General features: G+C 65.5%; 17 protein-coding genes. 4 read left to right on the top strand and 13 right to left on the bottom strand.

The genetic code is table 11. From position 1 onward, the window contains the following. Positions 1-64 precede the first annotated feature (64 nt). A complete protein-coding gene (locus E6B08_RS13800) occupies positions 65-952 on the top strand; it encodes a helix-turn-helix domain-containing protein (protein WP_136914528.1) in 888 nt (295 codons plus the stop codon). Between the two features lie 16 nt (positions 953-968). Here the strand turns inward: E6B08_RS13800 and E6B08_RS13795 are convergent, their stop codons facing one another. From E6B08_RS13795 to E6B08_RS13765, 7 genes are all read right to left on the bottom strand, one after another. Then, positions 969-2,027 (bottom strand): lipocalin-like domain-containing protein, encoded by a 1,059-nt coding sequence (locus tag E6B08_RS13795; protein WP_136914527.1) that lies wholly within the window; start codon positions 2,025-2,027, stop codon positions 969-971. Next, positions 2,017-4,476: an ABC transporter permease gene (locus tag E6B08_RS13790; RefSeq protein ID WP_136914526.1), complete on the bottom strand. Its 2,460-nt coding sequence runs from the start codon at positions 4,474-4,476 to the stop codon at positions 2,017-2,019. The genes E6B08_RS13795 and E6B08_RS13790 overlap by 11 nt, the downstream gene beginning before the upstream one ends. Continuing rightward, the gene (locus tag E6B08_RS13785; protein ID WP_136914525.1) at positions 4,476-5,132 is read right to left on the bottom strand and encodes an ABC transporter ATP-binding protein; all 657 of its coding nucleotides are present in this window, start codon (positions 5,130-5,132) and stop codon (positions 4,476-4,478) included. The genes E6B08_RS13790 and E6B08_RS13785 overlap by 1 nt, the downstream gene beginning before the upstream one ends. Before the next feature lie 138 nt (positions 5,133-5,270). After that, complete coding sequence (locus tag E6B08_RS13780) at positions 5,271-6,077, bottom strand: IclR family transcriptional regulator (protein WP_136914524.1); 807 nt, start codon at positions 6,075-6,077, stop codon at positions 5,271-5,273. Positions 6,078-6,144: 67 nt separating this feature from the next. Then, a complete protein-coding gene (locus E6B08_RS13775; protein WP_136914523.1) occupies positions 6,145-7,602 on the bottom strand; it encodes an amidase in 1,458 nt (485 codons plus the stop codon). Further along, positions 7,599-8,909 (bottom strand): citrate-proton symporter, encoded by a 1,311-nt coding sequence (locus E6B08_RS13770; RefSeq protein ID WP_136914522.1) that lies wholly within the window; start codon positions 8,907-8,909, stop codon positions 7,599-7,601. The genes E6B08_RS13775 and E6B08_RS13770 overlap by 4 nt, the downstream gene beginning before the upstream one ends. A gap of 97 nt (positions 8,910-9,006) precedes the next feature. Continuing rightward, entirely contained in the window at positions 9,007-10,182 is a 1,176-nt protein-coding gene (locus E6B08_RS13765; protein ID WP_136914521.1) for a M20 aminoacylase family protein, read from the bottom strand. 277 nt (positions 10,183-10,459) lie between these two features. Between E6B08_RS13765 and uvrA the strand changes: the two genes are divergently transcribed. Both uvrA and E6B08_RS13755 read left to right on the top strand, forming a co-directional pair. After that, a complete protein-coding gene (uvrA, locus tag E6B08_RS13760) occupies positions 10,460-12,976 on the top strand; it encodes an excinuclease ABC subunit UvrA (protein ID WP_136914520.1) in 2,517 nt (838 codons plus the stop codon). 501 nt (positions 12,977-13,477) lie between these two features. Then, on the top strand, positions 13,478-15,235 hold the full coding sequence (locus E6B08_RS13755; protein WP_136914519.1) for an L-lactate permease: 1,758 nt from the start codon (positions 13,478-13,480) through the stop codon (positions 15,233-15,235). Here E6B08_RS13755 and E6B08_RS13750 read toward each other — a convergent pair. After that, positions 15,193-16,248 (bottom strand): acyltransferase family protein, encoded by a 1,056-nt coding sequence (locus E6B08_RS13750; protein WP_136914518.1) that lies wholly within the window; start codon positions 16,246-16,248, stop codon positions 15,193-15,195. The genes E6B08_RS13755 and E6B08_RS13750 overlap by 43 nt on opposite strands. Before the next feature lie 35 nt (positions 16,249-16,283). Continuing rightward, complete coding sequence (locus tag E6B08_RS13745) at positions 16,284-17,420, bottom strand: acyltransferase family protein (RefSeq protein WP_136914517.1); 1,137 nt, start codon at positions 17,418-17,420, stop codon at positions 16,284-16,286. 357 nt (positions 17,421-17,777) lie between these two features. Here E6B08_RS13745 and E6B08_RS13740 point away from each other — a divergent pair, with 357 nt between their 5' ends. Continuing rightward, on the top strand, positions 17,778-19,631 hold the full coding sequence (locus E6B08_RS13740) for a hypothetical protein (protein WP_136914516.1): 1,854 nt from the start codon (positions 17,778-17,780) through the stop codon (positions 19,629-19,631). 6 nt (positions 19,632-19,637) lie between these two features. Here E6B08_RS13740 and E6B08_RS13735 read toward each other — a convergent pair whose 3' ends face one another. From E6B08_RS13735 to E6B08_RS13720, 4 genes are all read right to left on the bottom strand, one after another. Further along, positions 19,638-20,429, bottom strand: a complete 792-nt coding sequence (locus E6B08_RS13735) for an energy transducer TonB (RefSeq protein ID WP_136914515.1) — start codon at positions 20,427-20,429, stop codon at positions 19,638-19,640. 2 nt (positions 20,430-20,431) lie between these two features. Continuing rightward, entirely contained in the window at positions 20,432-20,875 is a 444-nt protein-coding gene (gene tolR, locus E6B08_RS13730; RefSeq protein WP_136914514.1) for a protein TolR, read from the bottom strand. An 11-nt stretch (positions 20,876-20,886) separates the two neighbouring features. Further along, positions 20,887-21,597 (bottom strand): protein TolQ, encoded by a 711-nt coding sequence (gene tolQ, locus E6B08_RS13725; RefSeq protein ID WP_136914513.1) that lies wholly within the window; start codon positions 21,595-21,597, stop codon positions 20,887-20,889. 114 nt (positions 21,598-21,711) lie between these two features. Beyond that, positions 21,712-23,604 (bottom strand): phytase, encoded by a 1,893-nt coding sequence (locus tag E6B08_RS13720; RefSeq protein WP_416194383.1) that lies wholly within the window; start codon positions 23,602-23,604, stop codon positions 21,712-21,714. Between the last annotated feature and the right edge of the window lie 9 nt (positions 23,605-23,613).

Raw genomic sequence — 23,613 nt, 5'->3', positions numbered from 1 at the left:
CCGCTGAAGCTCGTGCCCGCCTGTGGCAGAGTGGGCAACAAGCGTCCAGAACAATTACAACGATATGAACAAGATCCCCAACTACGCCCTGTACGGTGAGACCGCGCAGCCGGTGTGGCACGAATCGCTGCATGTGGAGCAGATTTCCAAACGCTCCGGCGCGCATAACTGGGAAATCGCCGCGCACCGCCACGACGGCCTGCTGCAATGGCTCTATCTGCAAAGTGGTGCCGGTGAAGTGCTGTTCGACAGCGAACGCTTGCAGGTACGTGCGCCGTGCGTGGTCTACGTGCCTGCACAGGTGGTGCATGGCTTCAACTGGGCCGGCCAGGTCGAAGGGCAGGTCGTCACCGCGGCACAACCGCCGCTGGAGAGCATCGCCCAGGTACTGGCCCCGAGCCTGCTGGCGCAGATCCGCAAGCCCCAGGTCATCGCCCTGCCCCATTGGCCCGCCGAAGAAGACCCGCTGCTGCCCCTGTGTCGTGCCTTGCGCGAGGAATACCACAACCGCGCCCGCGAACACGTGGCCTGCAGCATGTCGCTGCTCCTGGCCCTGCTGATCCAGTCAATGCGTCACGAGCAACCGGCACCCGGCGAAGCGCCCCGCCATCCGTCCCGGCGTAGCCAGCAATTGACTGGTTTTCGCGAATTGGTGGATCGGCATTACCGCGAGCACCTGCCGCTGGGGTTCTATGCCAATGAACTGGGCATGACGCTGGCCACCTTGGGGCGGCTGTGCCAGGAGCATTTGGGCATGACCCCGATGAACGTGATCAATGCCCGGCTGGTGCTGGAGGCCAAGCGGACCCTGGGGCATTCGACCTCCAGCGTGAAAGAGATCGCCCATGAGCTGGGGTTTGTCGACGTGGGTTATTTCAGCCGGTTCTTTCGCAAGCAGTGCGGGGTGAGTCCGAGTGTGTTTCGGGAGGGATGCACGTCGGGAGATGTATAGTGCCGCCAGCGTTCTCTCAATACCCCGTCATCTCCAGGTATCCCTGTCCACCGCCGCTCACCCGCACCGGCCCTTCCCAATATGGAAATCGCGTCCCCATCCAAGCCTTGGCCTCAATGGCATCAACCTGCACATCCAACCGCACCGAAGGCACCTGCACCCGCCAGCGGGTAGGCACCTGCTTGCCATTGTCCTGCCGGGTCCAGGTCAAGGGGGTGAGTTCGACCTCGCTGCCTTGCAATGCCCTCGCCTGCCCCTGCGGCTCGACCCAGGTACCGGCCCGGTATGGCGCGCCCTTGTCCTCACGCACCTGGAACAGCATCAGTTTGGCGCCGCTGGCCAAATGCAGCGAAAACCAGTCCCAACCGCTCTGCCCAGCCGCCAGCGGCTGACTGCTCCACTCCCGGTCAAGCCATGCCTGCCCGGTCACGGGAATACGCAGCCCTTCGCGCTGCACTTCGCCATTCACCCTGTAGAACGGCTGGCTGTAGTAATACGAAGCCTGCCCCTTGCCGGACTTCTCGCTATAGCCCCGGTCGCCATGCAGCACCAGGGGCCGATCGCTGGCCAGGGCCAGGTCATAGCTGAAACCCGGGCCATTGGCGCGCATGCGCACCTGGTCGATACCCGGCTGGCCCTGCAGCGACCAATCGTTGATCCAGGCGTGGAACGGCTGGGCCTCGGCCCCGGCCTGACCGATGCCGCCCCTGGCCAGGGTCTCGCCGACCTGATGGCCGCCAGGGCCAGTCAGCGCCGCATGGCCCATCCACAGGTTCGGGCTGTTCCACCCCGTGGTTTCCGGGCCGGTGCGCAGGGCCGAGCGGAACAGCGTCCATTGCACGCCCCAGTCTCGACCCTGGGCATCCTTGAGGTTGGCGGTGACGTACCACCATTCGATGCGAAAGCCATCATGGGCACCGTGATCGCGAGGGAACACCAGCGGCACATTGGCCGTTACCGCCTTGAACGCCGACGCCTCGGCGCCGAGGCCGGCATAGCCCTTCGGCGCAGGCGCGGGCGGGTCGCAGGCGGCCAACAGCACGCATGCCAACAGTGCCCAGGCGTTAACTTTCATCACTGAACTGCCGCAACAAATCGCTTGGCTGACGCCGTGCCAACTGCCACAACGGCCAGGCACTGGCGAGCAAGCTGGTCAACAGACCCAGCGCGGCCAGTTGCACTAGCTGGCCGGGAAACACATGCCAGGGCAAGCGCCAGCCGAAGGCCTGCACATTGACCACCGCTACAAGGCACCAGGCCAGCAGCATGCCCAGGGGAATCGCCAGCAACACGGTAAAGCCGCTGAGCAACAGCATTTGGCCCAGGCTCAGCCAGGCCAGCCAACGGCGTGGCACACCCAATGCCCACAGCGGTGCCAACTGGCCCAAGCGGCGTTGGCCCAAGGTCAGTTGGCTGATGAACAACGCCACGCCGGCCACGCCGAGGGTCAGGCTGTTCAGTGCAGCCGTCACGGCGAAGGTGCGGCTGAATATTTGGTTCGACCAGGCTTTCAGGCTTGCCTGCTCTACCAGTTGGTTGTCGTCCAGGGCGAAACGTTGCTGCAAGTCGCGCTTGAGTGACTCGACTTCACCGGGGTGAACCAGCACGCTCAGCCCGGTCAAGCTAGCGGCAGGCGCATGGCCACGCAGCCAGTTGGCATTGACCAGAACATGCCCTTTGGGATTGCCATAATCGGCATAGATGCCGACCACGGTCAGCGCCCGAGGCGGCTCGCTCGGCAAGGCAACACTGTCCCCGAGCCAGACCCCAAGGCGGCGCGCCAGTTGTTCGCTGAGCATGGCTCCGCGGCCCGATGCCAGTTGCTCCCAGGCCAATGGCGCACGTTCCAGCAGCGGCCAATGCTCGCGGTAGAACGCATCGTCGACCACGCCCTGCACCTGCACTGGCCAGTGTTCAATACGCCATTCCACCCGCCAATTGGGCAGCACGGTGCGCACGGCAGGGTCTAATGCCAGTTGCGCCTGTATTTCCCCGCCCTGGGTGCCGTCGCGTGGGCTGACGTACAGGTCGGCGGCCAGGCGCTGGTCCAGCCAGCCGATGAACGTGCGCCGGAAACCTTCGGTCATGCCCCCCACCCCAACACTGGCCGCCAATGCCAGCAACAACGCCATCAACGCCAGGCTCAGCGCGGGCAATTGCTGCCGGCTGTCCGCGACGAACCACTGCGCCAACGGGCGCCGGCAATGGCGGGCCAAGCCACCGAGCAGTGCTGCGAGCACGCCGGGCAGGAGCAAAGCCGCGGCCAGCAACAGTGCCGCGAGCATGGCGAAGGCGCTGGGCAAGCCGTTACCCAGGTAACCACAGGCCAAGGCGACAGTCAGCAGCGCAGTGCCGGCGAAGGCCTGGCGTTTCAACCAAGGCACTTGGGCCAAACGCCACGCCTGCGGCTGCGCCAGGGCGAGCAGTGGTAAGCGTGCGGCACGCAATAGACTATCGCAGCCGGCGAGCACGGCGCCGAGCATGGCCACGCCGAGGCCACCCAGCCACCACCATAGCGGTAGCTGCAACTGCCCTGCCACCCGCGCGCCATATAGGCCTTGCAGGCTCGAGGCGACGTCCGGCAGCAACAGGGCTGCCAATAGATAACCCGTCAGCACCCCCGCCAAGCCACCCGCCAGGGCGAACAGGCCAAGCTCCAGGGCCAACGCAGCCAGAAGCGTACGCATGCTGACGCCACAAGCACGCAACGTGCGGATCACCCCCCGGCGCTGCTCCAGGGCCAGGCCTATGGCCGCGTGGGCGATGAACAAACCGACCACGAACGCCAGCAGGCCCAAGGCGGTGAGGTTCAGGTGAAAGCTTGCGGTCAACCGCTCCAGGTCGCCATCGTCGCTGGCAGGCAGCACCTTCAACCTGGCAGCGATATCCTCCGGCAATGGCAGGTCGGCACCGCCAATCAACCCAGACAGCTGCCCGGGGGCATCGAGCAAAGCCTGAGCCTGGCCGATATCGACCACGATCACCCCGGGGGCCAACTGTGCACTGAGCGTCAGCGGCGGCACGGTCTGCCCATCGGCTGTCTGCGGCTGGTCGCCAGCCTTCCGATCCAATTGGCGCAGGGTGTCCGGCCCAATCCAGGCCTGCCCCGGGGAACCGATGAACGCTTGCAGATCGAACCCCTGCGTGTCGGCTCCTGCAACCGACATGCCCGGCAGCAGGCTCAGCGGCTCGATGCCGATCAGCCGTAGCGTGACCTGCGGCTGGCCGGTCAGGCGCAAACGCCCTTCCAGCACCGGCGTCACCTGCCAACCGAGTTTGCGCAACTGGACGTACAGCGCCTGGTCGAAGCGCTGTCCGTCACGCGCTACCCACTGTGGTCGCTCAGGCCCGGCCAGGACCGCCCGGGCCTGGGCATAGTCGCTGCGCGCCTGGCTATTGAGTGCCTGGACGCCGGTCCACAATGCAGTGGCCAGCCACAGACCGGTAAAGATGCCGAGGCATTGCAGGCGATGGCGCCACCAGTGGCTGCTCAAGGCCTGCAAGGTCATGCGCAAGGTGCTCATCAGCCCTGCACCCGTCCTTTGTGCAACACACAGCGATGCTCCAGCCGGGCCGCCAGGCGCTGACTGTGGGTCACCATCAACAGGCTGCTGCCGGCTTCGTCGACCAACTGCAGCAGCAGGGCCAATACCACATCACTGCTGGCTTCGTCGAGGCTGCCTGTGGGTTCGTCAGCCAACAGCAGCGCGGGTTTGCTTGCCAGGGCACGGCCAATAGCGACGCGCTGCTGTTGGCCGCCTGACAGTTGCTCCGGATAGCGTTGCAGCAGGGCTGCCAAGCCCAGGCGCTGGGCCAGGTGATTCACCCATGCAGGGTCGTGGCGCCCGGCCAGGCGTGCCTGGAACGCAAGGTTGGCCGCCACGTCCAGGCTACTGATCAGGTTGTACTGCTGGAACACCAGGCCGATACCCTCGCGGCGCCAACGGGCCAGGGCGGGTTCGGCGTGGCTGTCGAGGGGCTGGCCGTCGATCAGGATCTGGCCGCTGTCAGGGCGGTCGAGACCGCCCAGCAGGTGCAACAAGGTGCTCTTGCCACTGCCCGACTCGCCCATCAGCGCCAGGCTAGTGCCTGCAGCCAGGGTCAGGTTTACCCCGCGCAGGACCTCCAGCGGGCCTTGGGCAGTGGGGAACGACTTGTGCAGGTGTTCGACGACCAGCATTGGGGCGGCCTTTTTGTCGGGACTAAACAGTAGGGATAGCGGGTGATGCCGCTTGGATGCAAGTGGGTTGTGGTCTGTTCGGACCTTCGCGGGCTTGCCGGAGCGCCGAACCGCCGCGAAAGGGCCGGTACAGGCACCCTAGCTGACCAGGGCATGCTGCACCTGCCCCACCGTCGCCTCCAAGCTACCCAGGTGCAGGCCCAATACCCGCTCTACGGGCGCCTGGTCCAGCGGCCAGTGCAAGGCGATGCTCCCGGCCAACCGCCCTTGCACCCGCACCGGCAAGGCAATCGCGCGGATAAGGAACGGCAAGCGCACCGGATATTCCCAGTGCCCCTCGGTGCGCTGCCCGAAGCCCTTGTGGCCGTCCTCCTCGATGTCACGCAGTATCGATTCGCCGGCCTGGCGCTCCTGCACGGCGAGGCGCTGTACCTCGTCCACGGCCAACTCCTTCAGGCAGGCACGACCCATGGCCGAATGGAACAGGCTGGCATGATGCCCGACGATCTGGCAGTTGCTCGGGTAGCGCTTGCGCAGCACTTGGGGAATCGAACTTTCCATCACCTCGAGCCGCTCGCCGTCGAAGCACGACAAGTCGACCACCAACCCAGTGTGCTCGCTAAGCTCCAGCAGCCATGGCGCCGCACGCTCGACGAACTGACGCTTGAAGCGCTGCTGGCTATCGCCGAACAGGCGCCTTGCGCACAAGCGGTAGCGCCGGTCGCTCAAGCCGCGGTAGACCCAGCCCTGCTCCTGCAAGGTAGCGAGCATGCGCGACACCGTCGCCTTGGGCAGGGTCGTGAGGTAATGCAGTTCCTCCAACCCCAGCGCCTGATGCTCGCCGAGTAGCTCGACGATAGCCAGCGCCCGCTCCACCGAACGAACACCGCCGCTTTGCCCAGCCGTTACCCTACTGCCAGCCGTTACCCTGCTGGTAGTGCCCATATGTTGACCTCCCTGGCATGCGTGGATGGTCATCATGCCCAGCAAGATACGGGCCTGGCCAGGGCAATCAACGCGATTGCAGGCTCGCTGGCGGACAACGCTCGACCCAGCGGGTGAGTTGTTCATGGGCATGGGCCAACTGCAGCACAGCATGGTCGGCCTGCGCCGGGCCAATGATCTGCAGCCCCATCGGCAGCCCCTCGGCGTTGAAACCGACCGGCACGCTCATGCTCGGCAAACCGGCGAGGGTCGGACCAATGACCACTTCCATCCAGCGGTGATAGGTGTCCATCGCCTGGCCACCGACCGCCTTCGGCCATGGCTCGGCTGCGTCGAAAGGGAACACCTGGGCCGACGGCAACAGCAGGAAATCGTAACGTTCGAACAGCCGACTCAGCGACTGGTACCACGCGCTGCGGTCCAGCGAAGCCTGATAGAGGTCTGCCGCACTCAAGTGCAAACCGCCTTCCACTTCCCACTGCGCCTGCGGCTTGAGCAGCGCCCGCTTACCGGGATCGGCATAGGCCGCAGCCAGGTTGCCGTGCACCAGGAAGTGGCGATGGGTGAGCCAGCATTGCCACAAGCGGGCCAGGTCGTAACCGGGCTGGCAAGCCTCGACGCTGCAGCCAAGCTCGGCAAAGTCCGCCAGGGCGGCTTCGCACAGGCCCATCACCCCCTCGTCCATCGGCAGGTAGCCGTCGTAGTCGCCCAGCCAGCCGATTCGCACCCCTTTGAAGTCGCGCGCCAGATCAGCGGCGAAATCCCTCGGCCCGTGGCCTTGCGACAGTGGCGCGCGTGCGTCGAAACCCGCTTGCACCGTCAACAGCCGCGCCACGTCCTGGACGCTGCGCCCCATCGGCCCTTCAGTGGCCAACTGCTGGACGAACAGTTCCGCTGTCGGGCCATACGGCACGCGCCCCTGCGAGGGGCGCAGGCCGAAGACGTTGTTGAACGCCGCCGGGTTGCGCAGCGATCCCATCATGTCGCTGCCATCGGCCACCGGTAGCAGGCGCATGGCCAGGGCTGCCGCCGCGCCGCCACTGCTGCCTCCGGCCACTCGGCTGGCATCGTAGGCGTTGGTGGTGGTGCCGAACAGCGTGTTGTAGCTCTGCGAGCCCAGGCCGAACTCCGGCACGTTGCTCTTGCCGACGATGATCGCGCCACTGGCCCGAACCCGCGCCACGCTGATCGCATCCACCGTCGGCACGTGTTCGGCGAACAGCGGAGATCCGAGCGTGGTGCGCAGCCCTGCGGTGGCAGCCAGATCCTTGATGGCCTGGGGCATGCCATGCATCCAGCCCCGCGAACGCCCGGCCGCCAACTCCCGGTCGCAGGCGTCGGCCTCGGCCAGCAGCGCCTCGCCGTCACGCAGCGACACCAGTGCATTGACCTGCGGGTTGTAGCGCTCGATGTGACCCAGGTAGGCCTGCATCACCTCCCGGCACGAAACCTGCCGGGCATGGATTGCCAGGGACAGGGCCTCGGCATCGAGGGCGACGATGGGGTCGATGGCTAACGCTTTCACGGTTTCACTCCAAGGTTGAAGGCAACGGCCTTGCCCGCACGCGGTGCTTCTTTCAGGCAGTAGGTGCCGAGCAGCGTCAGCAGGCAAGCGAACAATACGTAGAACGACGGTGCGACGGGGGTTTCGAGGACCTTGCTCAGCCAAGTGACGATCAGCGGGGCGAAGCCGCCGAAGACCATCACTGCCACGTTATAGGCCACCGATACGCCGGTCGAGCGCACCTCCACCGGAAACTGCTCGGCCAGGGCGGTCGGCGCCGGGCCGAAGAATCCGCCGATGGCGGTGCACAGCAGCAGTTGCATCACCAGCAGGCGCTCGATCGACGGCGCCGAGGCCACCCACACATAGAGCGGGTAGACCATGACGAAGAACGCCAGGGTGAACGCCATCAGCACGGGCCGCCGGCCAAGTCGGTCGGACAGTGCACCAGCCAGGGGAATGATCACGGTCATCAGCCCGACGGCGAGCATCTGCACCAGCAGCACCTGGTCCAGCGGCAGGCCTAGGTTGTTGTGGGCGAAGGTCGGCATGTTCACCAGCACCACGTAGAACGACACCGTCGCCCCGCAGGCCAGCCCCATCGACACCAACAGGCTGCGCCGATGCTCGCGCAGCACCTGCAGCAACCCCGGCGCCTTGCCCTTGGCCTGCTGGCGCGCTTCGAGGAATTCCTCGGGCTCTTCCATGTACTTGCGGATCCACAGCCCCACCGGGCCGATCAGCAGGCCGAGCACGAACGGCACGCGCCAACCCCAGCTGGCCAGCGCCTCCGGGCTGCACAAATGGGTCACCAGTGCGACCATCGCCGCGCCGCTGAACACTGCCAGGCACTGGCCCACCAGCTGCCACGAGCCATACAGGCCCTTGCGGTGCGCCGGGGCGCTTTCCACCAGAAAGGCCGTGGCGCTGGCATATTCACCGCCGGTGGCGAAGCCTTGGAGCATGCGCGCCACCACGATCAGCAGGGGCGCCCCCATGCCGATCGCCAGGTAGCTGGGCGCGAAGGCGATCATGGCGATCGACAGCGTCATCAAGCGGATGATCAACTGCATCGCCGCCTTGCGTCCCTTGCGATCTGAGTACATGCCCAGCAGCACCCCGCCCACCGGGCGCATGAAGAAGCCAACGCCGAACGTGGCCAGGGCCATCAGCAGCGAGGCGTAGGCGTCGTCCGAAGGAAAGAACTGGCGGGCGATGATGCTCGCCAGGAAGCCGTACACGATGAAGTCATACCACTCCAGCGCGTTACCGATGACCGCCGCGACCACTTGCCGGGTACGCGACGCGCCTGTATTGGAAATCTGCATGCGGAACACTCCATCCATCTGTTGGCCAGAAACGTTCAAGTGATCGCCCAGGCGCGATTGCGCCCAGGTTTCCAGCGGCAGTCGTCAATGCAGGGAATCAGGCCGGCTCGAGCCAGCTCTCGGTCAACGCGCCCCAATAAGCGGCGCCGGTGAGCAGGATGTCGTCGTTGAAGTCGTAGGCGGGGTTGTGCACCATCGGCCGCTGCACGCCATTGCCGATGAACAGATAGGCGCCCGGGCAACGCTGGAGCATCCAGGCGAAGTCCTCGCTGCCCATCAGCTTGCGGGTGTTGCCATCCACTGCGTCCGGCCCAAGCAACGCCAGGCCGACCTTGTGGGCGAAGGCGTTTTCTGCGGCGTGGTTGACCAGCACCGGATAGGCTGGGCGATGCTCGATACTGGCGGTGCAGCCGAAGCTCTCGGCCTGGGCCGTGATGATCGCCCGTACCCGTTCCAGGGTCTGCGCCCGGACCTGGGCGTCCAGTGCCCGCAAGCTCAGGCGCAGCAGCGCCTGCTGTGGGATGACGTTGGCCGCCTCCCCTGCCTGCAAGGCGCCAACGGTCACCACCGCCGCTTCCTGGGCATCGATGTTGCGCGCCACCACGGTTTGCAACGCCATGACCACACTGGCCGCGGCCACCAGCGGATCGACCGTCAGGTGCGGCATCGAACCATGGCCACCGACGCCGTCGAGGGTCACGGTGAGCAGGTCCTGGGACGCCATCATCGGCCCTTCACGAAAGCCAAGATGGCCCGCAGGCAGCCCCGGCATGTTGTGCATGCCGAACAGCGCATCGCAGGGGAAGCGCTCCAGCAGCCCATCGGCAAGCATCGCCTCGGCGCCGCCCTGGCCCTCCTCGGCCGGTTGGAAGATCAACGTCAGGGTGCCGTCGAACTGCCGGGTGGCGGCCAGGTAACGCGCCGCGCCGAGCAGCATGGTGGTGTGGCCGTCATGGCCGCAGGCGTGCATGCAGCCGTGGTGCTGGCTGCTGTAGGCGGCGCCGGTGGCTTCATGGATGGGCAGCGCGTCCATGTCGGCACGCAGCCCCAGTTTGCGCGTGCTGCTGCCATTGCGCAGCACGCCGACCACGCCGGTCTTGCCGATACCGGTATGGACTTCATAGCCCCACTCCTCGAGCAGGCGAGCGACCAGGGCCGAGGTGCGGCTTTCCTCGAAGCCGAGTTCGGGGTGGGCGTGGATATCGTGGCGGATGGCGTGCAGGTCGCTGGCCACATCGTTCAGCCAGGCCAGGATGTGCTGATGTCGCAACATGGGGAATCTCCTCGCGCGGGTGGGTCCCGTTCTTGTTGTTCGCTTGAGATCACGACGGTCAAGGCAGGTCGTGCTTGGACACAGATAAGCGCGAGTGGACAGGCAGCACAATCGGATGTGGTTCCGTACCGTGGAACAAGCGCTGCTTCAGTTCGCGGCGCCGTACCGGAAAACGGTGGAGAACCTGTGGGAGCGGGCTTGCCCGCGAAGAGGCCCGCACAGACACCACGAATCCTGCTAACTTGGGCCCGATCCCACCACCGCCAAGGACTGCCCCATGCCGCCACGCTCCACCGCTTCCTCCGGATTCATTCGCGTGCGTGGCGCCCGCGAACACAACCTGAAGAACATCGACGTCGACATCCCCCGCGAAGCGCTGGTGGTGTTCACCGGCGTGTCGGGCTCGGGCAAGTCTTCGCTGGCCTTCTCCACCCTCTACGCCGAAGCCCAGCGCCGTTACTTCGAATCGGTGGCGCCTTATGCTCGGCGCCTGATCGACCAGGTCGGCGTACCGGACGTCGACGCCATCGAAGGCCTGCCGCCCGCCGTGGCCCTGCAACAGCAGCGCGGCACGCCCAGCGCGCGCTCGTCGGTGGGCAGCGTGACCACGCTTTCCAGCTCCATCCGCATGCTCTACTCCCGCGCCGGCAGCTACCCGGCAGGCCAGCCGATGCTGTACGCCGAGGACTTTTCGGCCAATACCCCCCAGGGCGCCTGCCCCGAATGCCATGGTCTGGGCCGGGTCTACGAAGTGACCGAGACGACCATGGTGCCCGACCCGTCGCTGACCATCCGCGAGCGCGCCGTGGCCGCCTGGCCCATGGCCTGGCAGGGGCAGAACCTGCGCGACATCCTGGTCACCCTGGGCTACGACGTCGACACGCCCTGGCGCGACCTGCCCCAGGAGCAGCGCGATTGGATCCTCTATACCGAAGAAACCCCGACCGTGCCGGTCTATGCCGGCCTGACCCCGGCGCAGACCCGCGCCGCACTCAAGCGCAAGCTCGAGCCCAGCTACCAGGGCACTTTCAGCGGCGCCCGGCGCTACGTGCTGCACACTTTCATGCATTCGCAGAGCGCGCAGATGCGCAAGCGCGTGTCCCAGTTCATGCGCCCCAGCCCGTGCCCGCTGTGCCAGGGCAAACGGCTCAAGCGCGAGGCACTGGCGGTGACCTTCGCCGGCCGCGACATCGGCGAACTGTCGCGCCTGCCGTTGCAGGCCCTGGCCGAGGTGTTCCGCGCAGTGGCGGCGCCCGGCTACCTGGAGCAGCACGACGACACCCTCACCCTGGAAAAGCGCCTGGCCGCCCAGCGCATCGCTGTCGAGTTGCTCGAACGCATCGACACCCTGATCGACCTCGGCCTGGGCTATCTGGCCCTGGAGCGCAGCACGCCAACGCTGTCGTCGGGTGAACTGCAACGCCTGCGCCTGGCCACCCAGCTCAATTCCCAGCTGTTCGGCGTGATCTACGTGCTCGACGAGCCGTCGGCCGGCCTGCACCCGGCCGACAGCGAAGCGCTATTCGATGCCTTGCAGCGGCTCAAGCAGGCCGGCAACTCGGTCTACGTGGTAGAGCACGACCTGGACACCATGCGCCGTGCCGACTGGCTGGTGGATGTCGGCCCTGCAGCCGGCGAGCACGGCGGGCAGATACTCTACAGCGGCGCGCCTGATGGCCTGGCCAGGGTCGAGGCGTCACGCACCCGCGCCTACCTGTTCGCCGAACCGGTAGCCAGCACCCGGAGCCCCCGGCAAGCCGACGACTGGCTGCACCTCGAAGGCATCACCCGCAACAACCTGAACGACTTGAGTGCGCGCTTTCCGCTGGGCTGCTTCACCTCGGTCACGGGTATTTCCGGCTCGGGCAAGTCGAGCCTGGTCAGCCAGACCCTGCTGGAGCTGGTCGGCGCCCACCTGGGCCACACCGGACAACGGGCCGAGCCCGACGAGCAGAGCCTCGAGGACGAGCCAGAGCAGGTCGGTAGCGGCCGGATCACGGCGGGCCTGTCCGGCATCAAGCGCCTGGTCCAGGTCGACCAGAAACCCATTGGCCGAACCCCGCGCTCCAACCTGGCCACCTACACCGGCCTGTTCGACCACGTGCGCAAATTGTTCGCGGCTACCGAGCAGGCCAAGGCCAGTGGCTTCGACGCCGGGCGCTTTTCCTTCAATGTGGCCAAGGGCCGCTGCGAAAACTGCGAGGGCGAGGGCTTCGTCAGCGTCGAGCTGCTGTTCATGCCCAGTGTCTATGCGCCCTGCCCGACCTGCCACGGCGCCCGCTACAACCCCGAGACCCTGGCAGTGACCTGGCAAGGCATGAACATCGCCCAGGTGTTGCAACTGACCGTGGAGCAGGCGCTCGCGGTGTTTGCCGAGCAACCGCCAGCGCGGCGTTGCCTGCAAGTGCTGCAGGACATCGGCCTGGGCTATTTGCGCCTGGGCCAGCCGGCGACCGAACTGTCCGGCGGCGAAGCGCAGCGCATAAAACTGGCCACCGAGCTGCAACGCACCGCTCGCGGGGCGACGTTGTACGTGCTGGATGAACCCACCAACGGCCTGCACCCGCAGGACATCGACCGCCTGTTGCTGCAGCTCAACCGCCTGGTCGACAACGGACATAGCGTGGTCGTGGTCGAACACGACATGCGCGTGGTGGCGCAGAGCGATTGGGTCATCGACATTGGCCCGGGGGCCGGGGATGCCGGGGGCACTGTGGTGGTCAGTGGCACGCCAGGGGACGTGGCGCGTTGTGAGCGGAGCCGGACGGCGGCATTCCTGGCCCGGGCCTTGTAAGGGGCTCGTCTGTGGATTGGTAGCGCCGCATAAATCGAGCGCCGCCCGCGCGGCGCATCGCGACGCAAGGCCGCTCCCACATTTGTTTCGGGCCAATTTTGTCTGGTAGGCCATGGTGGTCAGCCTGGCGGGCCCGGTGCGATATCTGTGTTGGCGCAGGGCGCACCCCGATATTCCGTGGTGCCCCCAAAGGCGAACAACCATGGCCTGACAGACAGTGGCACGTTGCAACAAATGTGGGAGCGGCCTTGCGTCGCGATGCGCCGCGCGGGCGGCGCTCGATATATGCGGCACCACACCTCTCCAGCGCACACTTCGCGATGCGCCGCGCGGGCGGCGCTCGATTTACGCGCCACCACCTCCCTCCCGCCAACCCCCAATGCCCACCCACTCCCTCCTGAGAACCCAAACAGAAATCCTTTCTATACTCCCCCCTGGCATCCCTTCATGCCGTCTGCCCAAAAATCGCGATACCTCAAATAACAACAACCGAGGTGGCAAATGGTCTGGCAGCAAATCTACGATCCCTTCGCAAGTCCCTGGCTCTCTACGCTCATGGCCGCCGTCCCGGTGGTGGTCATGCTCGCGGCGTTGGCCTTCTTCCACATCAAAGCCCATATCGCCGCGTTGCTCGCCCTGGGCTCGGCGTTGTTGATCTCGATCCTGGCCTTCGACATGCCTGCCAACATGGCAGGTTCGGCGGCACTGTACGGTGCGGCCAACGGCTTGCTGCCGATCGGCTGGATCGTCCTCAACATCATTTTCCTGCACCGCCTCACCACCGAGAACGGCTCGTTCAAGGTGCTGCAAGACTCCCTGGCGCGCATTACCGACGACCGCCGCCTGCAACTGCTGCTGATCGCCTTCTGCTTCGGTGCCTTCTTCGAGGGCGCGGCGGGGTTCGGCACGCCGGTGGCGGTGACCGGGGCGATCCTGATCGGCCTTGGCTTCTCGCCCCTGGCCGCCTCTGGGCTGGCGCTGATCGCCAATACCGCGCCCGTGGCCTTCGGCGCGCTGGGCACGCCGATCATCACCCTGGCCAAGGTCACTGGCCTGGACGAGATGGCGCTGTCGGCGATGGTCGGCAGGCAGTTGCCGTTCTTCTCGGTGATCGTGCCGTTCTGGCTGATCTGGGCCTTCGCCGGATGGCGCAAGATGCTCGAAGTGTGGCCAGCGATCCTGGTCGCCGGCGTCAGCTTTGCGGTACCGCAGTTCCTGGTGTCCAACTTCCACGGGCCAATGCTGGTCGACGTCATCGCGGCGCTGATTTCAATGGCCTGCCTGACGGGCTTCCTGCGGGTATGGAAGCCGGCCAACGTGCACACCTCGGCGGCGTTGACCGGGCGTGTCGACAACTCCAAGGTAGAGGCCGACGACAGCCCCTCAGGCGCCACGACCTTCACCGCCAGCGACCAGCGCAGCGTGCTCAAGGCCTGGATGCCGTGGATCATCCTGACGGTATTCGTCTTCGCCTGGGGCACGGCCAGCTTCAAGAATCTGTTCGATACCCGTGCGGTACTCGACCCCGCGACCGGCGTGGCGATGCTCGACCCGCAAGGCAAGCCGATGCGTGAGGCCAACCCGGTGTTCGCCCCGGTGTTCACCTTCGATGCGATCCACCAGCAGATAGAAAAAGTCCCACCCGTGGTGGCTACGCCGAAGAAGGAAGACGCCCAGTACAAGTTCACCTGGCTGACCGCCACCGGTAGCGGCATCTTCCTCGCGGCGATCCTTGGTGGGTTGCTGATGGGGTATTCGCCGTTGGCGCTGGCTCAGCAGTACCTGCGCACGTTGTGGGTGGTGCGCTACTCGCTGATCACCATCGTCGCCATGCTCGCGCTAGGCTTCCTGACCCGCTACTCGGGGCTGGATGCGACCATGGGGCTGGCGTTCGCCGCCACCGGCATCTTCTACCCGATGTTCGGCACATTGCTTGGCTGGCTGGGCGTGGCACTGACGGGCTCGGACACGGCATCCAACGTGTTGTTCGGTGGCCTGCAACGGGTCACTGCCGAACAGCTTGGGCTGAGCCCGATACTGATGGCCGCAGCCAACAGCTCCGGTGGCGTGATGGGCAAGATGGTCGATGCGCAGTCCATCGTCGTCGCCTCCACCGCCACCCGCTGGTATGGCCATGAAGGCGAGATCTTACGCTACGTGTTCTTCCACTCGGTGATCCTGGCGATCCTGGTGGGTGCCCTGGTCACCCTGCAGGCCTACGTCGCGCCGTTCACGTCGATGGTGGTGGGCGCCGGCTGAGGCGTGACCCGCGACCGCTCGATGAACCTGGCCCGCAACCAGCGGGTCAGGGGCACCTCGACCAACCGATAGACGCCGATAGCCACCGCGCAGCACAAGGCGATGCTCACCGGCGTCATCACGTAGGCCAGCAGCCCGCGGCTGTCGAACACGTGGAAGACCTTGTTGAAGACCTTCAGCACATAGGGATGAAACAGATACAGCGAATAGCTGGCATCACCGAGCAGCACCACCAGCGCTGGTAGGCGAATGCCCGCCAGCCCTTGCACGCAGGTCAGCAGGATCAGTGCCGCCGGCACGCCCCAACCCAGCGTGCGCCCCATCAAGGCTGCCAGCGTGCCGGCCAATGGCATGTATACCAGGGCCACCAGCCCGACCAGCAGCAACGCCCCCCGAGCGCTGCGCGCCATGCCATGCTGACGCCAGGCCGAAGTGCGTGCGTATAACGCGTAGCAGCCCATGCCGAGGACGAACTCGGCCAGGATCTCCTGGGTGTAGAAGCGCGCCAGCAAGGCCTCGAACGTCACGACCTGGCCTAGCACTACCAACCCCATCAGCAGGCACGAGCAGATCACCAGTCGGTGCCGCTGGCTGATCGCCATGGACAACGCGAACACGGCATAGAAGAACATTTCGTAGTTCAGCGTCCAGCCCAGGTACAGCAACGGCTGTACGTAGCCGCCCTTCTGGTACGGAATGAACAGCAGCGACTTGACCAGGCCTGCGGCATCGGCCGTGGTGTTGTCCAGCAAGCTCGGTAGCAGCAGCGCCACGGCGAACACCCCAAGGGTCCCCAGCCAGTACAGCGGTACCACGCGGATCAGCCGTTTGCCGAAGAAGTGGCGGCTGGAGCCCGCGGTGACCATGGCCATGATGAAGCCACTGATCACGAAGAAGATGTCCACGCCCCAATCGCCATTGCGAAACAGCGGGATGTGGAAGAACACCACGGCGAGCGCCGCGATGGCGCGCAGCATCTGGATGCTGTCCAGTTTGTCGACAGGCGGATTCATGATGGCAACCCTGCTTGGAATGGGTAGGTTATGGGCTAGCGCTGGTTCAGGGCCGGTTCATTCGGGCGCGTCCCGATCAGCGCCTGGCCGGCGGCTTGCCCGGTCAATTCCACATAGCGGTAGGTGAACATCGAAACCACCACCACACTGGCCACGACCGACAGGGCGACCAGGTTGTTACCCAGCACATCGCCGGTATCGAGGAAACGGGTGCCATCGAGCACCGGCGTGATGTCCATGCCCAGTACCTTGGCCGCCACCATGAACGCCGACACGACGCAGAACAGGATGGCCGCATGGGTCAGGTAGATCGAGTACGACAACTTGCCCAGCAGACTGAAGCCACGCCCGCACAACAACCGCGACAAGGCGCCGCCATCATGGGCGAACACCAGGATGACGCTGCCAAACAGCGGGCTGGCGACCATCGCCTTGGCGTCGAAGTCGTTGACCACGAACAGCAGTACCGCCAGCACCGAAATCGCCTCCAACGCGGTCAGCGCCCAGTATCCCGGCTGCCATGCGTGGGTCAGGTAACGATGCACGGCGTAGGCCAGGCAACCCGTGAAGAAGTACGCCAGGCCCCGCAGGGCTTCGATGGTGAAGAACGTGTTGCCGCTGTAGATCAGCGCCAGGGCCACTACGGCCAGGGTCGCCCAGATCCACTGCCGCAGCCTGGCCGCGCCGACCAGGATCAGGGCGAACAGCATGTAGGTGTAGTACTCGATGCTGATGCTCCAGGACGGGTAATTGAACGACAACGGGTTGCTCAAGTGCGTCCAGGATTGCAGCAGCACAGCATTGGGCAGGATCTGCGACGGCGCGAAACGCTCGGTGAACGGCACGTTGTTGAATACCATGCCCTGTTCATAGGCCACATAGCGGCCGCACTCGAGCAGGATGAAGACACCGAGCATGAACAGGTGCAACGGTAGCAGGCGGAAGGTCCGGGCGATAAAGAAGGTGCGAAACTGAAAGGCGGCGCGCGCGGCGTAAGCATGCGTCAATACGAAGCCACTGAGCACGAAGAAGAAGGCCACGAAGACTTCGGCATTACGAAAGAACGCCCACTCGGTAATACTTTCGCTGACCCGCAAATGATAGAAAACAACGGCAATGGCGAACAATCCACGAAAGCTGTCCAGGGCTTGGAATCTAAGGCCTGCGTGCATTGTCGATCCCTCGATTCAAATAACCTTCCATCGTCAAATATTCGTTCGCCATAAAAATGGCGACGGCGGGGATTTATAAAACTCAAACACCGCGATGACACTAGCAGCGCAGACGCAAAGAGCAAGCGCCCCCGCTAACTTTAAAGCCATTATTTATTGGCGCCGTGAAACTGGCGAAGTGCAACATCAATGCAGCAAGTTGAAACAAATAACGCCGCGCGCCCAGCAAATAAACAACTAATCTTTAGCGCTGTTTCAGCCCATTAACACTTTACTGTCCGTGCGCGAGCGAAAGCCCATGAAACCCATCCTTGCCCTGACGCTGTTCGCTTTCGCCAGTCTTGCCCAGGCGGCCCCATGCGCTGGGGCGATGTGCGCGATGGCAGCCTGTATCTGCAACCCGGCCGCGCCGATACCCTGCATGTGACCTGGGTGCCGGCGTGGCAGACCAGTGCCAACGAAGAGCACCTCTACCTGCTCGACGGCCAGGGCCAGTTGCGCGCCGAGCGGTTCATCCCCGCAAGCGAGGGCCACGGTCTGCAGAACTGGCCGCTGCCGGCCAGCCGCAGCAGTTATCGCGTCGAGGTACCGGGTTATAGCTTCCGGCGCTACCGCTTCGAGCACGACGACAGCACCGTGGCACTGTTCGAGCCGGCCAAGGTGCATTTCAGCGCAGAGGTCAGCCGTGATGTCGAGCTGTACTTCAAGGTGCGCGCCGGCGAGCATGCAGTGCTCGGCGGCAAGTACTTCGGTGGTGTGCGCGCCTTGCAGGCGCAACGCCTGGGCGACGCCAAACGACTCAAACTGAAACTCACGCCCTACCCCGACTACCCACGCTTCGATCGCCTCGAACTGCCGGTGTCCGACCAGGACCAGACCTGGCGCCTGCGCCTGCAGGGCAGCGGCAAGGCGGCCTTCTGGCTCGATGGCAGCGCCAACCTGTTCGCCCAGCGACCGGAGCACCTGCAAGCGCTGCGGCAGGAAGATGGCCGCACCGAATTGACCCTGCATGGCGAGCAGCTCGGGCCCACGCCACATCTGGGCGTCGCCCTACCCTACGTGCTGCCCCCACCGGAAAGCTACGCCGCCCTGGATGCCTTGCAACCCAAGGCAGCAGGCTTCTACAGTTCAGTCGACATCCTTGCCGCTCGCCCCCACTACGAGGATGCGTTCCGGCGCTTCTACCAGGAGCGCGGCAAGATCGACCAGAACATCACCCTGCTCGCCGCCAGCGGGCGCAAGGCCGACCTGGCCATCGACGACCAGAGTTTCAAGGGCCTGGATGCCTGGCTCGCCGGCACCGTGGCCCTGGGCGGCAAGGGTATCCATTACCTGTCGTTCGCTGACGAGCCGAACTACAACTACCCCGACTACGCCACCTACAAAGCCTTTTTCGATGCCATGGACCGGCGCGTGCGGGCCTACCCCGGCGCCCGCGAGGCGGGTGTGCGCATCGCCATGCCGGCCAGCTCGCGTTTCGTCAACGGCCCGTTCACCCCGCACGGCGCCCAGCGCCGTGGCATCGACTGGGCGAAACGGATGCTCCAGGAGTCCGGCCCGCAGATCGACGCCCTGGCCTGGCACGAGTGGATGATCCGCGACCTGTTGGCCACCCGCGTGTACCGCGATAGCGTAAGGCGCGCCGCCGAGGTGGTCGGCCTGGATGCCAACGGCCGGCCGCGCAAGGCGTTGTTGCTGGACCAGACCAACATTTCCAGCGGTGGCAGCGTCAGCCCCTACGATCAGGAGACTCATTTTGCCTCGCTGTGGTGGGCTTCGGTGGCGATCAACTCGGCACAGGACGGGCTGCTGGACATGCTCAACTGGTTCCAGGCCGCCGACGATCCCCACCACCTCAAGGGCATGATCCGCATGCCGGCGCCCAATCGCTTCGAGCTAAAGCCCGTGGGCCTGGCCCAGCAATTCATGCAGGCGCATTGGCTGGATCAGGTGCAGCGCATGGACAACAACGCCTTCGAGGTCGACGCCCTGGCCATGGCCCGCCAGCACCAGCGCAGCATCCTGGGTGTGAACAAAGGCACGCGCCTGCAGCATGTGAGCCTCAGCGGCGCGGCTGGAGCCTGCCCGGCCCTGAGCCTGTTCGGCCCGGACAGCCGCAGCCGCACGATGCAGCCGGTGTGCAACGCCGGCCAGGTCGCCTTCGAGCTGCCGGGCGAAACCCTGTTCGCGCTGAGCTGGCAGGTGCCATGAGGCGGCTTACTGGATCCGGTAGGTGAAGGTGTTCCTCACATTGGCCACCGCCACTGCCTGGCCGTTCACCACTCGAGGCTGGTAGCGGAAGCGCTTGGCCGCCGCCAGCGAAGGCTTGATGAACAGCGGATGGCAGTTGCCGACCACCTGTGGGTCGTTGACCCGGCCCTGGGCGTCGACCGTGTAGGCCACGGTGCACTCCCCTTCGAGCCGTCGATCCAACGCTCGTTGCGGGTAGTCCGGCGCCTCCTTGGCGATTGGCAGGTACTGTCGGCTGGCCGCGTCGGCCTCGGCGCGAGCACGGGCTGCGGCCGCTTGGCGATCTGCCTGGGCCTGGCGCTCCTGATCCAGCCGCGCTTGCTCGGCCTTGGCCTGCAGCGCTTGCTCCCTGGCCAGTCGCTCACGGCGTTCGGCCTCCTGGCGTACTTGCTCGACACGCTGCTGCTCTCGTCGCGCCTGCTGCACACGCTTGCGGGCCAGCGCCGCCTCGTCGATTACCGGTGCAGGGGCAGGCCTAGCGGGCTCAGGTTTGACCACCGGCGCAGGCTCGGCCACCACTGGCGGCGCGGCTGCCACCGGCTCGGAAGCAGGCGCCGGGGATGGCTTGGGCAACTCCACCAGCTGTGTCTGGATTACCGCAGCCGGCGCTGGCGGCAGCACCGGCGCCTGCGACAGGTTGAACAACAGGTAGGCAAGCCCGGCATGCAGGGCCACCGCCGTGCCGAGCGCGGCGCCGTGCTCGCGCCAGGCAGGCCAGCGCAGTTGCAACGGCGGTTGGGCGAAGGTCAGGCTGGTCATGGTCAAGGCGCCTCGGTGATCAGGCCCAGGCGGCTCACGCCGCCGCGCTGCAACTCGGCGATACCGGCGACCACCGCGGCATAGTCGGTGTTCTGGTCGGCGCGCAGGTACACCTGGGTCTGTGGGTCTTCGGCGACGATAGCGGCGATCCTCTCGCGCATCTGCGCGGTGTCCACGGCGCTGTCGGTTTGCGCGGTGGTATCGACTTCGCTGCCGAGGTTCCAGTAGTAGCTGCCGTCGGCCTTCACCGACAGCGTGACGATACGCTGCTGGTTCGGCGTCGGCAGCGCCTCGGCCGCCACCTTGGGCAGTTCGATCTGCACGCCCTGCACCAGCATCGGCGCAGTCACCATGAAGATAACCAGCAGCACCAGCATCACGTCGATGTACGGCACCACGTTCATTTCAGCCTTCAGGCCATGCTTGCGGACGGGTTTGACCAGCATCTGCGTTCTCCTCAGGCCGCCGCGGCCAGTGCCGGATTGGTGCCTTGCAGGCGACGTTGCAGGCGGCCCTGCAACTCGTTGCCGAACGCGTAGTAGCGAGTCAGCAACGCCTGGCTACGCGCCGAGAGTCGGTTGTAGGCCATCACCGCCGGGATCGCCGCGAACAGGCCGATGGCAGTGGCGATCAATGCCTCGGCGATGCCGGGGGCGACGGTGGACAGGGTCGCCTGCTGCACCTGGGACAGGCCAAGGAACGCGTTCATGATCCCCCAGACCGTTCCGAACAGGCCGATGTAGGGGCTCACCGAGCCGACCGTGGCAAGAAACGACAAACCCTTTTCCAGGCGCTCTTCCTGCTCGGCTATCGCCACCAACAGGCTGCGCTCGACGCCTTCGAGCACGCTGTCCGGCTGCTGGCCTGGCTGCAGTTGCTGGAAGCTTTGGTAACCGGCGATGAACAGCTGTTGCAGCCCGGCGTGAGATGGCGCTGGTTGGCTCTTGATCGCCTGGTAGAGCTGTCCGACTTCGGTGCCTCGGAACTGGCGCAGGAACGTCCGGCTGTGGGCGTCGGCACGGCGCAACGCGGTGCCGCGCTGCACGATGAGGTACCAGCTGATCAACGAGGCCAATACCAGGCACAGCATCACGGCCTGGACCACCAGGCCGGCATCGCTGATCAGGCCCCAGACGGTGGAGTGTTCGAGCGGGGTTGGGGTTTGCATCGATTGGTATCCTTCTGGTCGGTGCTGCCATCGATTGCATAGTCAATGGCAGCGAGGTTGCGTCTGCATGACAGCGCCGTTTTTTCTGTGACGGCGCTGTCATGCAGGTTCAGGTCAGTCGAGCTTCAGCGCCCTGGCGATATCGGCCCAAGGCACGTACTTGTAGTTCTGGTTGCCCTCGGGCATGCGCTTGCGCCCGTCCTGCACCACCAGCATTCCCTGGGCCCATGGCCCGCCGAGGTTGGCCGAGGTCACCTCCAGGCCATCGGTTTCCGAGGCGCCGTCGATGCCTCGCGCCGCATCCAGGCCGACCTGGAAGCTGCCGCGCAGGCGATACGGCGCCTGGGCCTCGACCACCACGTAGCGGTCGTTGCCCTGGCTGGAAATCACCAGATAATCGCGCTTGGCGCCGTGGTAGAGCGCCAGGCCTTCGATGTCGTCCTTGACCGGCCCGCCTACGGCGATCACCTGTTGCAGTTGCGCCGGACCCTCGGCGCGGGCGTCCAGGGTCCACACAGCCATGTCTTCCTCGGCCACGAACAGGCGTTGATTGCGGTCGTCGGCGACACAGCCTTCGGACTGGGTGCGGGTGCTGAAGCTGCGTACCAATTCGCCAGCGGCCTTGCCGCCATGGCCGTCAAGGCGGTACTGCACGAAGCGCCCATCCTTGTCGTTGGCGATCGCATGGATCGCGCCCTTGGCTTCCTTGAACAGACAAAGACCGTAGATTTCCTTGAGCGGCGTCTGCACCTGGCCGATGTCGCTGAGTTCGCCATTGGCCGGATCGATAGCGAACAGGTGCAGGGTGTTGTGGTCGCGGTTGCTGGCGACCGCCAGGTCGACCTTGCGCTCGCCCAACTGAAAGCCGCTGCGCACATCGACGTTGTTCAGACGGCCGACACGCAGGTCTTGCAACTGCTTGCCTTGCAGGTCATAGGCGAGCAAACCGCCCTTCTTGTCCGTGCCCAGCACGCGGCTGCGCCCAGGTTCGCTCGGGTGCACCCAGATGGCCGGGTCATCGGCGGCATCCCCCAGGCTCGGCACGCCATCGGTCTGCACGCGCGCACTCAGTTGAACCGGGGACTCAGGCGTGGGCGGAACGCTGGGCAACCAGCCCAGTCGCGCTCGATGGGTGCCCTGATCATCGACCAGCAGCAGATCCACGCCCTTCTCGGCCACGCGGGCACTGACCTGCTCCGGCTCGTCCAGCCCTGGCAACGCCAACTTGCCCGCGCGCTGCCACCGGGCGTCGCTGCGTTGGTAAAGGTGCAGAGTGCCGGCGCCAGGGTCCAGCGCCAACAACCCACCCGGTACCACGGCCATGCCGGCTGCGGCCTTGGCCAGGCTGCCGAAGGGTGCGCGCAGGTCCACAGGTTCACGTACCAAGGGTGCCTCGGAACCCGCCTCGTAGCGCCACAGGCCGACGTTTTCTTCGTTCACGTACAGGCTGTGGGTGCTGTCGTCGACCTGGCAGAACGCGCTTTGCGGCGGCAGGCTCAGGGCCCTTACCTGACGTGCCTCGGGCAATGGATGGCCTGCCTGGGCCACCAGCCACTGCTCGCCGATGCCCGCCTCGCCGACCAGGAACAGGAAATCGTTACGGGCGCTGTCGCGGTACAGGCACAGGCCCTCGACGGCGTAGCGGGTTTTCGGCAGGTACAGCGGCGCACGCCACTGGCCGCCTGCGTCGAGCCGGGCCAGCAGCGCCTGCTGGCGGCGCTTGTCGAGCGTGGCGACCAGCAATCCGCTGTCGTCGCTTCGATGGTCGAGGGCCTCGAAACGACCGGCCAGCTCGCTCAGCACACGGCCCTGGTGATCGACCAACTGCAACGCCTTGGCCGCCAGTTGCACGCGTTCGGCATGCTCGATGAAAGGCAGTGGCGCCAGCCACTGGGAGGATGGACTATCGGTCACCCCCGCTTGCAAGGTGAGGCTCGGCGCCGCCTGGGCGCTACTTTGCGCCAGGGCGACGCACAGCCCCAGCATGGACAAGGTAAACATACGCATGGTCAGGCT

This window comes from Pseudomonas putida, from assembly GCF_005080685.1.
GTDB lineage: Bacteria > Pseudomonadota > Gammaproteobacteria > Pseudomonadales > Pseudomonadaceae > Aquipseudomonas > Aquipseudomonas putida_V.
This window is presented reverse-complemented; position numbering and strand designations above follow the sequence as displayed.